Annotated in this window: 9 protein-coding genes, 2 tRNA genes and 3 rRNA genes; 10 read left to right on the top strand and 4 right to left on the bottom strand. The window is 58.4% G+C overall.

Annotated features, from left to right (window positions below; translation table 11 throughout):
- Positions 1-397: 397 nt before the first annotated feature.
- The 5 genes from QFZ91_RS10075 (at position 398) to rrf (ending at position 5,713) form a co-directional block, all read left to right on the top strand.
- Positions 398-1,930: ribosomal RNA gene (locus QFZ91_RS10075) — 16S ribosomal RNA — on the top strand.
- 78 nt (positions 1,931-2,008) lie between these two features.
- Positions 2,009-2,085 (top strand) — tRNA-Ile (locus QFZ91_RS10070).
- 48 nt (positions 2,086-2,133) lie between these two features.
- Positions 2,134-2,209, top strand: a tRNA-Ala gene (locus tag QFZ91_RS10065).
- A 307-nt stretch (positions 2,210-2,516) separates the two neighbouring features.
- Positions 2,517-5,398: ribosomal RNA gene (locus QFZ91_RS10060) — 23S ribosomal RNA — on the top strand.
- A 201-nt stretch (positions 5,399-5,599) separates the two neighbouring features.
- Positions 5,600-5,713, top strand: a 5S ribosomal RNA gene (rrf, locus tag QFZ91_RS10055).
- The 16S, 23S and 5S rRNA genes sit together here with 2 tRNA genes alongside, the layout of an rRNA operon.
- A gap of 144 nt (positions 5,714-5,857) precedes the next feature.
- Here rrf and QFZ91_RS10050 read toward each other — a convergent pair.
- Together QFZ91_RS10050 and QFZ91_RS10045 are read right to left on the bottom strand one after the other, a co-directional pair.
- A complete protein-coding gene (locus tag QFZ91_RS10050) occupies positions 5,858-6,781 on the bottom strand; it encodes a dTDP-4-dehydrorhamnose reductase family protein (RefSeq protein WP_429567152.1) in 924 nt (307 codons plus the stop codon).
- 11 nt (positions 6,782-6,792) lie between these two features.
- Complete coding sequence (locus QFZ91_RS10045) at positions 6,793-6,996, bottom strand: heavy-metal-associated domain-containing protein (RefSeq protein ID WP_429567151.1); 204 nt, start codon at positions 6,994-6,996, stop codon at positions 6,793-6,795.
- A 133-nt stretch (positions 6,997-7,129) separates the two neighbouring features.
- On the opposite strand from QFZ91_RS10045, the gene cueR reads away from it, so the two are divergent.
- From cueR to QFZ91_RS10025, 4 genes are all read left to right on the top strand, one after another.
- A complete protein-coding gene (cueR, locus tag QFZ91_RS10040) occupies positions 7,130-7,552 on the top strand; it encodes a Cu(I)-responsive transcriptional regulator (RefSeq protein WP_176109093.1) in 423 nt (140 codons plus the stop codon).
- Between the two features lie 303 nt (positions 7,553-7,855).
- Entirely contained in the window at positions 7,856-8,002 is a 147-nt protein-coding gene (locus QFZ91_RS10035; RefSeq protein WP_013088978.1) for a DUF3563 family protein, read from the top strand.
- A gap of 246 nt (positions 8,003-8,248) precedes the next feature.
- A complete protein-coding gene (locus tag QFZ91_RS10030; RefSeq protein WP_429567150.1) occupies positions 8,249-8,599 on the top strand; it encodes a hypothetical protein in 351 nt (116 codons plus the stop codon).
- Positions 8,600-8,820: 221 nt separating this feature from the next.
- Complete coding sequence (locus QFZ91_RS10025; RefSeq protein WP_368593201.1) at positions 8,821-9,861, top strand: ABC transporter substrate-binding protein; 1,041 nt, start codon at positions 8,821-8,823, stop codon at positions 9,859-9,861.
- A gap of 78 nt (positions 9,862-9,939) precedes the next feature.
- Here the strand turns inward: QFZ91_RS10025 and QFZ91_RS10020 are convergent, their stop codons facing one another.
- On the bottom strand, positions 9,940-10,785 hold the full coding sequence (locus tag QFZ91_RS10020; protein ID WP_429567149.1) for a 23S rRNA (adenine(2030)-N(6))-methyltransferase RlmJ: 846 nt from the start codon (positions 10,783-10,785) through the stop codon (positions 9,940-9,942).
- 119 nt (positions 10,786-10,904) lie between these two features.
- A complete protein-coding gene (locus tag QFZ91_RS10015; protein WP_429567148.1) occupies positions 10,905-11,876 on the bottom strand; it encodes a potassium channel beta subunit family protein in 972 nt (323 codons plus the stop codon).
- 235 nt (positions 11,877-12,111) lie between these two features.
- On the opposite strand from QFZ91_RS10015, the gene QFZ91_RS10010 reads away from it, so the two are divergent.
- Positions 12,112-12,909 carry a 3-hydroxybutyrate dehydrogenase gene (locus QFZ91_RS10010; protein WP_429567147.1) on the top strand — a complete coding sequence of 266 codons (798 nt, stop codon included), beginning with the start codon at positions 12,112-12,114 and terminating at the stop codon, positions 12,907-12,909.
- Positions 12,910-12,919: the final 10 nt, after the last annotated feature.

Genomic DNA, 12,919 nt, shown 5'->3' with positions numbered 1-12,919 from the left:
GGGAAGCGGGAAGCCTTTGTGGCGAGGGCTTCAGCGGCGTGGGCAGGTTAAGCAAGTGATAAAAACCTGTTGACGATCCGGTGAAAGTTCTCCATAATCTCGTTTCTCTGCTGCAGACGCAGCGACGCAAACGAAGCAGTGCCGGGTGGTGGTAGTTCCGGCGTTGCGGGTTGGGCGGATCGATCTTTAAAAACTAACAGCCGATAAGTGTGGGCGCTTGATGCGGAATGCGGCGGCGGGTTCGTATGAATCTGCTGCAAGGCAAAAGTATCAGAAGCCTCACACAGTATTAGAGGAAGGTTTATCTGTCGAAAGACGGATGGATCATCGTCAGTACGTTGAGTGAGCGACCGGTTCGTCAGCAGGAAACTGCGGAACCGAAAACAGTAACAGGTTTGAACTGAAGAGTTTGATCCTGGCTCAGATTGAACGCTGGCGGCATGCCTTACACATGCAAGTCGAACGGCAGCACGGACTTCGGTCTGGTGGCGAGTGGCGAACGGGTGAGTAATACATCGGAACGTGTCCTGGAGTGGGGGATAGCCCGGCGAAAGCCGGATTAATACCGCATACGCTCTGTGGAGGAAAGCGGGGGATCTTTCGGGACCTCGCGCTCAAGGGGCGGCCGATGGCAGATTAGGTAGTTGGTGGGGTAAAGGCCTACCAAGCCGACGATCTGTAGCTGGTCTGAGAGGACGACCAGCCACACTGGGACTGAGACACGGCCCAGACTCCTACGGGAGGCAGCAGTGGGGAATTTTGGACAATGGGCGCAAGCCTGATCCAGCAATGCCGCGTGTGTGAAGAAGGCCTTCGGGTTGTAAAGCACTTTTGTCCGGAAAGAAAACCTCGTGGCTAATATCCGTGAGGGATGACGGTACCGGAAGAATAAGCACCGGCTAACTACGTGCCAGCAGCCGCGGTAATACGTAGGGTGCGAGCGTTAATCGGAATTACTGGGCGTAAAGCGTGCGCAGGCGGTGCTGTAAGACCGATGTGAAATCCCCGGGCTTAACCTGGGAACTGCATTGGTGACTGCAGCGCTGGAGTATGGCAGAGGGGGGTGGAATTCCACGTGTAGCAGTGAAATGCGTAGAGATGTGGAGGAACACCGATGGCGAAGGCAGCCCCCTGGGCCAATACTGACGCTCATGCACGAAAGCGTGGGGAGCAAACAGGATTAGATACCCTGGTAGTCCACGCCCTAAACGATGTCAACTGGTTGTCGGGCCTTCATTGGCTTGGTAACGTAGCTAACGCGTGAAGTTGACCGCCTGGGGAGTACGGTCGCAAGATTAAAACTCAAAGGAATTGACGGGGACCCGCACAAGCGGTGGATGATGTGGATTAATTCGATGCAACGCGAAAAACCTTACCTACCCTTGACATGGATGGAATCCTGGTGAGAGCCGGGAGTGCCCGAAAGGGAGCCATCACACAGGTGCTGCATGGCTGTCGTCAGCTCGTGTCGTGAGATGTTGGGTTAAGTCCCGCAACGAGCGCAACCCTTGTCCCTAGTTGCTACGCAAGAGCACTCCAGGGAGACTGCCGGTGACAAACCGGAGGAAGGTGGGGATGACGTCAAGTCCTCATGGCCCTTATGGGTAGGGCTTCACACGTCATACAATGGTCGGAACAGAGGGTTGCCAAGCCGCGAGGTGGAGCCAATCCCAGAAAACCGATCGTAGTCCGGATCGCACTCTGCAACTCGAGTGCGTGAAGCTGGAATCGCTAGTAATCGCGGATCAGCATGCCGCGGTGAATACGTTCCCGGGTCTTGTACACACCGCCCGTCACACCATGGGAGTGGGTTTTACCAGAAGTGGCTAGTCTAACCGCAAGGAGGACGGTCACCACGGTAGGATTCATGACTGGGGTGAAGTCGTAACAAGGTAGCCGTATCGGAAGGTGCGGCTGGATCACCTCCTTTCCAGAGCTATGCATTCAGTGCATTCAAGTGCTCACGCTTATCGGCTGTGGTTTAGAGAAGCAACGCAGACAGACTCAGGGGTCTGTAGCTCAGTCGGTTAGAGCACCGTCTTGATAAGGCGGGGGTCGATGGTTCGAATCCATCCAGACCCACCATCTTTGTCTGCTGGTGCTGACTGGGACACCCTTGAGTCGGGTATGACCGGGGGATTAGCTCAGCTGGGAGAGCACCTGCTTTGCAAGCAGGGGGTCGTCGGTTCGATCCCGTCATCCTCCACCAATCCTCAATGCGCAGGGTTCTGCCTGAAGGCAGAGCGTTGCGCATTGGCGATTGAGCCAGTCAGAGCGGTACACGATTCAATCGTGATATCGGCTGTCGTTCTTTAACAATCAGGAAGAAGTAGTAAAGAGATTCACGAAAGCGTACCTGGAGATGGGTATGCGAGTAGGTGAATCAGGGTTGTGATTGTATCGATGTATTTTAAGGGAATCGAGAGATTGCCTTTGGAATACGGCGCAACACGAATACTCAACCTGTAGCGGCATGTGATCTGCGGTGAGCAATCATTGAGACACACCCGTTATAGGGTCAAGCGAACAAGTGCATGTGGTGGATGCCTTGGCGATCACAGGCGATGAAGGACGCGGTAGCCTGCGAAAAGCTCCGGGGAGCTGGCAAACGAGCTTTGATCCGGAGATGTCCGAATGGGGAAACCCACTCCTAATGGAGTATCCGTAGCTGAATCCATAGGCTACGTGAAGCGAACGCGGTGAACTGAAACATCTAAGTAACCGCAGGAAAAGAAATCAACCGAGATTCCCAAAGTAGTGGCGAGCGAAATGGGATGAGCCTGTACTCTTTATTCTCATTGTTAGTCGAACGCTCTGGAAAGTGCGGCCATAGCAGGTGATAGCCCTGTAGACGAAAACAGCGGGAAAGAACTAGGTGTACGAGAAGTAGGGCGGGACACGTGAAATCCTGTCTGAAGATGGGGGGACCATCCTCCAAGGCTAAATACTCGTGATCGACCGATAGTGAACCAGTACCGTGAGGGAAAGGCGAAAAGAACCCCGGGAGGGGAGTGAAACAGATCCTGAAACCGCATGCATACAAACAGTCGGAGCCTCTGCGAAGGGGTGACGGCGTACCTTTTGTATAATGGGTCAGCGACTTACATTCAGTGGCGAGCTTAACCGATTAGGGCAGGCGTAGCGAAAGCGAGTCCGAACAGGGCGTCCAGTCGCTGGGTGTAGACCCGAAACCAGGTGATCTATCCATGGCCAGGTTGAAGGCACGGTAACACGTGCTGGAGGACCGAACCCACTAACGTTGAAAAGTTAGGGGATGAGCTGTGGATAGGGGTGAAAGGCTAAACAAACCTGGAAATAGCTGGTTCTCTCCGAAAACTATTTAGGTAGTGCCTCGTGTATCACCTTCGGGGGTAGAGCACTGTCATGGTTGTGGGGTCCATTGCGGATTACTACGCCATAGCAAACTCCGAATACCGAAGAGTGCAATCACGGGAGACAGACATCGGGTGCTAACGTCCGGTGTCAAGAGGGAAACAACCCAGACCGCCAGCTAAGGTCCCCAAATATGGCTAAGTGGGAAACGAAGTGGGAAGGCTAAAACAGTCAGGAGGTTGGCTTAGAAGCAGCCACCCTTTAAAGAAAGCGTAATAGCTCACTGATCGAGTCGTCCTGCGCGGAAGATGTAACGGGGCTAAGCCATATACCGAAGCTGCGGATGCACATTTATGTGCATGGTAGGAGAGCGTTCCGTAAGCCTGCGAAGGTGCACTGGAAAGTGTGCTGGAGGTATCGGAAGTGCGAATGCTGACATGAGTAGCGATAAAGGGGGTGAAAGGCCCCCTCGCCGTAAGCCCAAGGTTTCCTACGCAACGTTCATCGGCGTAGGGTGAGTCGGCCCCTAAGGCGAGGCAGAAATGCGTAGCTGATGGGAAGCAGATTAATATTTCTGCACCATTGTGAAATGCGATGGGGGGACGGATCGCGGAAGGTTGTCCGGGTGTTGGAAGTCCCGGTCGCTGCATTGGAGAGGGTGCCCTGGCAAATCCGGGCACAGGACTCAAGGGTGTGGCGCGAGCTTCTTCGGAAGCGAAGCAACTGGAAGGGGTTCCAGGAAAAGCCTCTAAGCTTCAGTTTCACAGTGACCGTACCGCAAACCGACACAGGTGGGCGAGATGAGTATTCTAAGGCGCTTGAGAGAACTCGGGAGAAGGAACTCGGCAAATTGGTACCGTAACTTCGGGATAAGGTACGCCCTGGTAGCTTGACTGGCCTGCGCCAGGAGGGTGAAGGGGTTGCAATAAACTGGTGGCTGCGACTGTTTAATAAAAACACAGCACTCTGCAAACACGAAAGTGGACGTATAGGGTGTGACGCCTGCCCGGTGCCGGAAGATTAAATGATGGGGTGCAAGCTCCTGATTGAAGTCCCGGTAAACGGCGGCCGTAACTATAACGGTCCTAAGGTAGCGAAATTCCTTGTCGGGTAAGTTCCGACCTGCACGAATGGCGTAACGATGGCCACACTGTCTCCTCCCGAGACTCAGCGAAGTTGAAGTGTTTGTGATGATGCAATCTCCCCGCGGCTAGACGGAAAGACCCCATGAACCTTTACTGTAGCTTTGCATTGGACTTTGAACCGGTCTGTGTAGGATAGGTGGGAGGCTGTGAAGCGTGAACGCCAGTTTGCGTGGAGCCGTCCTTGAAATACCACCCTGATCTGTTTGAGGTTCTAACCTTGGTCCGTGATCCGGATCGGGGACAGTGCATGGTAGGCAGTTTGACTGGGGCGGTCTCCTCCCAAAGTGTAACGGAGGAGTACGAAGGTACGCTAGGTACGGTCGGAAATCGTGCTGATAGTGCAATGGCATAAGCGTGCTTGACTGTGAGACTGACAAGTCGAACAGGTGCGAAAGCAGGTCATAGTGATCCGGTGGTTCTGTATGGAAGGGCCATCGCTCAACGGATAAAAGGTACTCTGGGGATAACAGGCTGATACCGCCCAAGAGTTCATATCGACGGCGGTGTTTGGCACCTCGATGTCGGCTCATCTCATCCTGGGGCTGTAGCCGGTCCCAAGGGTATGGCTGTTCGCCATTTAAAGAGGTACGTGAGCTGGGTTTAAAACGTCGTGAGACAGTTTGGTCCCTATCTGCCGTGGGCGCTGGATATTTGAAGGGGGCTGCTCCTAGTACGAGAGGACCGGAGTGGACGAACCTCTGGTGTACCGGTTGTCACGCCAGTGGCATCGCCGGGTAGCTATGTTCGGAAGAGATAACCGCTGAAAGCATCTAAGCGGGAAACTCGCCTTAAGATGAGATATCCCCGGGGCTTCGAGCCCCTTGAAGGGTCGTTCAAGACCAGGACGTTGATAGGTCAGGTGTGCACGTACAGTAATGTACTGAGCTAACTGATACTAATTGCCCGTAAGGCTTGATCCTATAACAGGTGTGTCTCGACAACCGTTAGCGCTTCAGCGCTTACGGGTGTCCGATCCCCGAAGGGGATGAAGACATGCAGTTTGAGATCGGTGTTGTGCCAGAAACAACACAACCCCAAAACACGAATCCTTTACGCTTCTTCCCGATTGGCTGTGGCGCCGGGTTGACCCCAACCCGACTGCGACGCAGCAACCCGTCATGCCTGATGACCATAGCGAGTCGGTCCCACCCCTTCCCATCCCGAACAGGACCGTGAAACGACTCCACGCCGATGATAGTGCGGATTGCCCGTGTGAAAGTAGGTAATCGTCAGGCTCCCCCAAAAGCCAGAAACCCCACCGCCCAGCGGTGGGGTTTTTGCGTTTACGCGGTCAATTCCGCGCGCTTCACTACTTTCCGATCCGCAGCACATCCTCAAGCTCCTCCGTTGCTATTAGCGTCCGCACGCAAGCCGCAAGATCAAGCGGAAGTCGCCGTTCCCCGCCATGCAAACGCGGCTAGCACCTGCCGGATCGCCGTATCGAACGGTGTGCGTTGGCCGACTCCAAGTGCCTCCAGACGGCTCGTTGCCAAATGGCAGTTGTGAGGGCGCGGCGTCGCATCGGTGGGTGTGTGCTGCGCCGTCAAATGCGCGCGGAGTTGCAATGCTTCTGCCAGGCGCACGGCGATCCCGTACTTGTTCATCGGTTCGTCGCCGGACCATTGCACGATGCCGGAGATCGTTTCGCCGCGCGCGTGTCGCTCGAGCATCTGTCGGATCACGACCGCGACATCGGGCGTGAACGTAGGATAGCGGATCGCCCAAGCGTCCATCTTGGCAGCCTGGCTGCCCGGCGCTGCCGACGCCGCGATCGCCGGCACAAGGCTAGTCACGGCTGACTCCGACCAACTCACAATCGGCCCATACAGCAGCGGCAGGCGCAGCACGCATCCGAGCTCGGCCGTTTCGATTAGCGCTCGCTCTCCCTCGAGCTTGCTCTGTCCATACGCGTTCAGTGGCGCGGGCGTGCTGTCGTGACGATAGGGCGGGTGCTTGCCGTCGAACACGTAGTCGGTCGAGATCGACAGCGTCCACGCGCCGCGTCGATTCGCCGCCCCGGCGATTATTCGCACGGCATCAACATTCAACGCACGAGCACGTGCCGGATCGCGCTCGCATACATCGGGTCGGCGCTCCGCCGCGGCAATCACGACGGCATCCGGTGCCACGTGGTCGATGAAACGCTCGACCGCAAGGCTATCGCGAATATCCAACGCGACCATCTGTGGAGACGGCCGGCTAAATGCTGTGGAGACGATGTGCCAATCGACCTGGCGCGCGAGTTCGTCGTTGAGCGCGCGCCCGAGCAGCCCGGAACCACCGATTACTGCAACCTTGAACATGCCCCGCACCCTTAGCGCAGAGACGTGGCCGTGTATCCGGCTTGGTCAATCGCGGCCTTCAGCGCCTCGATCGCTTGTGTCGACTCCACGAGCACACGGCCGCTCGTGAGATCTACCTGAACCTGCGCGGCGGCGTCGTGCTCGCGAATCGCGTTCGTGACGGCAGCAACACAGTGCTGGCAGCTCATGCCTTCTACATGGAGTTCGATTGTCATTGCAAAGACCTCAGCGGAATCAGATCGCGGATAGCCGAATTATGCCTGCCGTTTCGTGTTTGAGTAGCTGACCTTCCCACGATGGGAAGGTGTAGGATCGCTTCGAGTTCATCCGCAGCCTTGGGAAACAGTCATGAACATCGGCGAAGCGGCCCGCGCGTCGGGCGTTACAGCAAAAATGATCCGCTACTACGAAAGCGTCGGCCTTTTGTCCGCGAAGGCGCGCACGAGCGCTGGTTATCGCGTGTATGGCCCGCAGGAAGTGCACTCTCTTCGCTTCATCCGGCAGGCGCGCCGGCTCGGATTTCTGGTCGAGGATATCCGGCGACTCCTTGCTCTCTGGCACGACCGCTCGCGTGCAAGCGCCGAAGTAAAGCGGATCGCGCTCGAGCATGTCGCCGAACTCGATCGCCGCATCGCCGAGTTGACGGACATGCGCGACACCCTCGCGCATCTGGCCGATCATTGCAACGGCGATGACCGGCCAGATTGTCCGATTATTGAGCGACTAGCGGATACAGACCTTGTTTCGGGACAGGGTTGCCATCCGCTTTAGCCGGTGGGTCGAGGAGAGTCGCAACCTGGTCTGCCGATTCGCTTTGGGTCAACCAGATTGGCGCACCGGAAGTGTGCGTTGAAAATCAGAGCAAGGACGTCCGCGCCGAGCGTGCGGCTGAATCTCAATAAAATCAGCACCGCCAGCGCACCAATTAAGTGCATCATTCCAAATTGGAATGCACATCATGCGGGCATTTCACTGGTCAGGTTGCACCTGAGGGCTATAATGCGGGTTAACCCTTTTACGGGAAATCCCTGATGTCAAATCACCGGGGATTCGATCTGATCCTTGGAGAACGTCATGTTTGCATTCATTCTTGAGAAGCTGAGCACCTGGTTCGAAACCGCGGAACGTAGCCGTCGTGAGGCATACCTCGCATCGTCGTCGGATATCGTCCAGCTCGAACAGCGCATCCGTTCGCTCGAAACCAATGGCTATTCGCGCTAAGTTTCCGCTTTGAGTTTGACCTGGCGGCGCCTGCTTTTGCGCGGCCATTGCAGTACCAATGTCGAGCCCCGTCAAAGCGGGGCTTTGTCGTATCTGCACATCGAAAACCGCGTGCCTTCGGCGTTTTTCGAGTGATCGCCGCAAGAAGGCTGCTCATGGCGAATATCGACTAGCTTCGTAACGCGGGCCGCGGTAATGTAGGACGTTTTTCGCGCAAGACGGCATTCATAACCAATCGGGCTGCCTATGTCCTCCGTCCGTTCGCTGCAAACTTTCCGATCCATGATGGCCGCGGCCGCCACGGCAACCTTCGCCACCCTTTGTGCCGCGTCGGACGCGTATGCGGTGTCCGATTACGAGCGTCCTGCCGTGATTCTCGATACGCTTGGCGGCATCAATAATGGCCAGAGCGGTACCGTACTGCTAAGCGCGCCGCCTGCGCCGGAGCCGATCGTCGCCGCGCCGCCGATCGCGGCACCGGTCGAGCTGCCTGCAGAATCGCCGCCGCCGTTCGTGGTCGCGCCTTATATCCAGTTGCCTGCGGGAGGTGGCGTGCGGCCGCAGGCGATGCCCCGACCGGTGCCGTTTCCGCAATAGGTAGCGACGGCGCGAAAGATCGTCGGCGACGCTTCTAACCCGTCTCGCTTCTCCCGAATACGCCGGCTTCGCTCGCCCCCGACAATCCCATTCGGGTTTGGGCGCATGGCGTCCGTGAAACCGCCCGACGACAATCGTTGCGCGCCTTGTCGCCGTGAGCTTCGATCCCGGCTGCGCGCCTGCGTCACCGCTTCGAACGGAAAATACAAGGAGACGTCATCATGCCCAATCACTGGATGCAGCGTGCGACGCGCGCCTGCCTGATCCTCCTCGCACTGGCTACGCTGCCCGGCGCCGGGTTCGCGAAGGACGCGCCGGAAATGCCGACACTGACGATGGCCGTCGGCGGCTTACCCGGCCTTTACTATTTGCCAGTCCTCGCCGCACAGCAGCTCGGCTACTTCAAGGACGAAGGCCTGAACGTCACGCTCGAAGATTTCGCGGGCGGCTCGAAGGCGCTCGAAGCGGTGGTGGGCGGCAGCGCCGAAGTCGGCGCGGGCGCGTTCGAGCACACGCTGTTCATGCAGGCGAAGGGGCAGCACTATCGCGCGTTCGTGTTGATGGGCCGCGCACCGCAGATCGTGATCGGCGTGGTGAAGTCGAAGGCCGATCAGATCAAGTCGCTCGCGGACTTCAAAGGCGCGAAGGTCGGCGTGAGCGCGCCGGGTTCGTCGACGGATCTCGTGCTCACCGTCGCGTTGCGCAAGGCCGGCGTGCAGCGCAGCGACATTTCGGCGATCGGCGTCGGAAGCGGCGCCACAGTGCTGGCCGCGGTGGGCAGTGGGCAGATCGACGCGCTATCCAATGTCGATCCAATGATGACCAAGCTCACGCGTAGCGGCGCGATCAAGGTGCTGGTGGATACGCGCACGGTCAAAGGCACGCAGGAGGTGTTCGGCGGTACGATGCCCGCTGCAACGCTTTATGCGCCCGAAAGCTTCATCCAGAAAAATCCGAAGACGACGCAGGCGCTGACCAACGCGATCGTGCGCGCAAATCATTGGCTGCAGACCGCGAGCGATGCGGATCTGCTGAAGATGGTGCCGCAAGCCTATCTGTTGGGCGACCCGACGCTTTATCTCGATGCCTTTCACAACGTGCGCGACGCGTACTCGCCGGATGGACTGATGCCCGCAGATGGGCCGGCGACGGCGCTGCGCGCGTTGTCGTCGTTCGACAGCCGGCTCGATCCGAAGAAGATCGATTTGAGTGCGACCTATACGAACCAGTTCGCGAGCAAGGCGGCCGCGCAGTTGAAGTGAGTCCGAGCGCAGATCGGCTTGCGCGGGCAGGCAACTGCAGACCGCACGCGCAATCCGCTCACGCCCCGCACATCGCGTTCAATTGCCGCGATATTCGACCTTGAACGTCGCAGCCTTGTCCTCGCCGAGCATCTTGACGAGCCATGGCATCTGGTCCTTCAGCATCTTGGCGAGCGTATACGGCGGGTTCAGGATGAACATGCCGCTACCGAACAGCCCATAGCCGTCTTCCGGCGGATTGCTGACGGTCAGGCTGACGTGCAGCCAGTTGTCCTTCTGCAATTGTTTCAGCTGATCGGGAAAACGCTGCGACTCGGGGCGCTTGACCTGTGGATACCAGACCGCATACGTGCCGGTCGGAAATCGCTTCAGACTTTCCTCGACACAGCGCAGCGTGCGCCCGTAGTCGCGCTTGTCTTCATACGACGGGTCGAGCAGGATCAGCGCGCGACGCGGCGCCGGCGGCAACAGCCCGAGAATGCCGTCGAAGCCGTCGCCCGCGTACAGCATCGCGCGGCGACCCGCGTCGCGAAAATTGTGGCGCAGCACATCGATTTCGGTGCTGTGCAATTCGAATAGCCGCATACGATCCTGCGCGCGCAACTGTCGCCACGCGAGATACGGCGAGCCCGGATAGAAATGCAGCTGGCCATCGGCATTGAGCGCGCTGACTTCGTCGACGTAGTCGGCGAACAGCGGCGGCAGATCGTTGCGTCCCCACAGTTTTGCGATACCCGTCTCGAACTCGCCGGTTTTCGTCGCGTAGCCTTCCTTCAGCGAGTAGACGCCGGCGCCCGCGTGCGTGTCGATATACCAGTAGGCCTTGTCCTTCTGGCCAAGGTAGCGCAGGAGCTGCAACACGACGGCGTGTTTCAGAACGTCGGCGTGATTGCCGGCATGAAAGGCGTGGCGGTAGCTGAGCATGATGAGAGGACGCTGAGAGAGCGCAGGCCGGCCCGAAGGAGCCGGCGACGCGCGGTCGCGTATTGTACGCGACCGCGCGTGCCCGGTTAGCCACTCAGTGCGTGGCGCTGCGCGCGCGATTACTCGTGCGCGTCGCCGATGATCTCCTCGATCCGCTGCTTGATCTCCGGCGTGATGCGCGTCGCCACCTCGGCGGACTGCATGTTTTCGCCGATCTGTTCGACGCGCGAGGCACCCGTGATCACCGTGCTGACATTCGGATTCTTCAGAATCCACGCGATCGCGAGCTGACCGACCGTGCAGTCGAGTTCGTCGGCGACCGCGCCGAGCTGGCCGACCACGTTGTTCCGCGTCGGGTCGGTGAGCTGCTGACGCAGCCAGTCATAGCCCTGCAACTGCGCGCGACTGTCGGCGGGCACGCCGTCACGGTATTTGCCGGTGAGCAGGCCCGATGCCAGCGGACTCCACGTGGTCAGGCCGAGGCCGATGTCCTCGTAAAGCCGCTTGTATTCCTGCTCGACGCGTTTGCGGTGAAACAGGTTGTATTGCGGCTGCTCCATGACCGGCTTGTGCAGATGGTGCCGCTCGGCGATTTCATATGCGGCGCGAATCTCGTCGGCGCTCCATTCCGAGGTGCCCCAGTACAGCGCCTTGCCGCGCGCGATCATGTCGCTCATTACCCAGACCGTTTCCTCGACTGGCGTGTTCGGATCGGGACGATGACAGAATACGAGATCGACGTAATCGAGTTGCAGGCGCTTCAACGACCCGTCGATCGCGTTCATCAGGTACTTGCGGTTGAGCGTGTGGTACTGGTTCGGCGCTTCGTTGAGTCCCCAGAAAAATTTCGTCGACACGACGTAGCTCACGCGCGGCCACGCGAGTTCCTTCAACGCATGGCCCATGATTTCCTCGGATTTGCCGCCCGCATAGACTTCGGCGTTGTCGAAGAAATTGACGCCCGCGTGGCGCGCCGCGGCAAGCGATTCGCGCGCGGCGCGGTGATCCACCTGGTTGCCGTACGTGACCCATGAGCCGATCGACAACTCGCTCACTTGCAGGCCGGAGCGGCCCAGACGTCGATAATTCATGCATGTCTCCTGGTTGGTGATGCCACGGGAATGGAGCCCGGATTCAGTCCGGAAGCGTTCAGTTTAAATAGATCCGGTTCGGCGTGCGTTTTACCTATGTCGTTCACAGGGTTCATGCACAATAGCAAAGTCAGCCGCCGCGCTGCATCCGCCGAACGGTCTATACCGTTTGGCCGACTTCTCCCAGCGCGCGGCTTCGTGGTCTCATTGCTCATCAACTGCATGGAGGTTCTGGATGTCGTCTCTGAACTCGAATCTGAACGGCAAGGTCGCCGTCGTCACTGGCGCCGCGAGCGGCATCGGCAAACAGATCGCGTTGACTCTGTCGGCCGCAGGTGCGGCGGTCGCGATCGCCGACCTGAACCAGGAGGGCGCGAACGCCGTTGCTGAAGAAATCAGAAAGGGCGGCGGTAAGGCCATCGGCGTGGCAATGGACGTGACGAGCGAAGACGCCGTCAACCAGGGTATCGACAAGGTCGCCGAGGAATTCGGCTCGATCGACATTCTCGTTTCCAACGCCGGCATCCAGATCGTCAATCCGATCGAAAACTATTCGTTCTCGGACTGGAAAAAGATGCAGGCCATTCACGTGGACGGCGCGTTCCTGACCACCAAGGCAGCGCTCAAGCATATGTACAAGGACAATCGCGGCGGAGTCGTGATCTACATGGGCTCGGTCCACTCGCATCTCGCCTCGCCGCTGAAGTCGGCGTACGTGACCGCGAAGCACGCTCTGCTGGGTCTGTCGCGCGTGCTCGCCAAGGAGGGCGCTGCGCATAACGTGCGTTCGCACGTCGTGTGTCCGGGCTTCGTGCGCACGCCGCTCGTCGACAAGCAGATTCCCGAGCAGGCGAAGGAATTCGGTATCAGCGAAGAGGAAGTCATCAAGCGCGTGATGCTGGGCGGTACCGTCGACGGTATCTTTACGACGGTCGAAGACGTCGCGCAGACCGTGCTGTTCCTGTCGACCTTCCCGACTGCGGCGCTGACCGGCCAGTCGTTCATCGTGAGCCACGGCTGGTACATGCACTAAGGGGCGGCCT

The sequence above is a fragment of the Paraburkholderia sp. JPY419 genome (assembly GCF_050435705.1).
GTDB lineage: Bacteria > Pseudomonadota > Gammaproteobacteria > Burkholderiales > Burkholderiaceae > Paraburkholderia > Paraburkholderia youngii.
The sequence above is the reverse complement of the archived record's forward strand: the minus strand, read 5'-3'. Positions and strand labels throughout refer to the sequence as shown.

What these genes read in the sequence shown, in the direction of transcription:
- QFZ91_RS10010 (WP_429567147.1), top strand. Translation starts at nt 12,112, where the DNA reads ATGTCGTCTCTGAACTCGAATCTGAACGGCAAGGTCGCCGTCGTCACT.
- QFZ91_RS10020 (WP_429567149.1), bottom strand. Translation starts at nt 10,785, where the DNA reads ATGCTCAGCTACCGCCACGCCTTTCATGCCGGCAATCACGCCGACGTT.
- cueR (WP_176109093.1), top strand. Translation starts at nt 7,130, where the DNA reads ATGAACATCGGCGAAGCGGCCCGCGCGTCGGGCGTTACAGCAAAAATG.
- QFZ91_RS10030 (WP_429567150.1), top strand. Translation starts at nt 8,249, where the DNA reads ATGTCCTCCGTCCGTTCGCTGCAAACTTTCCGATCCATGATGGCCGCG.
- QFZ91_RS10015 (WP_429567148.1), bottom strand. Translation starts at nt 11,876, where the DNA reads ATGAATTATCGACGTCTGGGCCGCTCCGGCCTGCAAGTGAGCGAGTTG.
- QFZ91_RS10050 (WP_429567152.1), bottom strand. Translation starts at nt 6,781, where the DNA reads ATGTTCAAGGTTGCAGTAATCGGTGGTTCCGGGCTGCTCGGGCGCGCG.
- QFZ91_RS10045 (WP_429567151.1), bottom strand. Translation starts at nt 6,996, where the DNA reads ATGACAATCGAACTCCATGTAGAAGGCATGAGCTGCCAGCACTGTGTT.
- QFZ91_RS10035 (WP_013088978.1), top strand. Translation starts at nt 7,856, where the DNA reads ATGTTTGCATTCATTCTTGAGAAGCTGAGCACCTGGTTCGAAACCGCG.
- QFZ91_RS10025 (WP_368593201.1), top strand. Translation starts at nt 8,821, where the DNA reads ATGCCCAATCACTGGATGCAGCGTGCGACGCGCGCCTGCCTGATCCTC.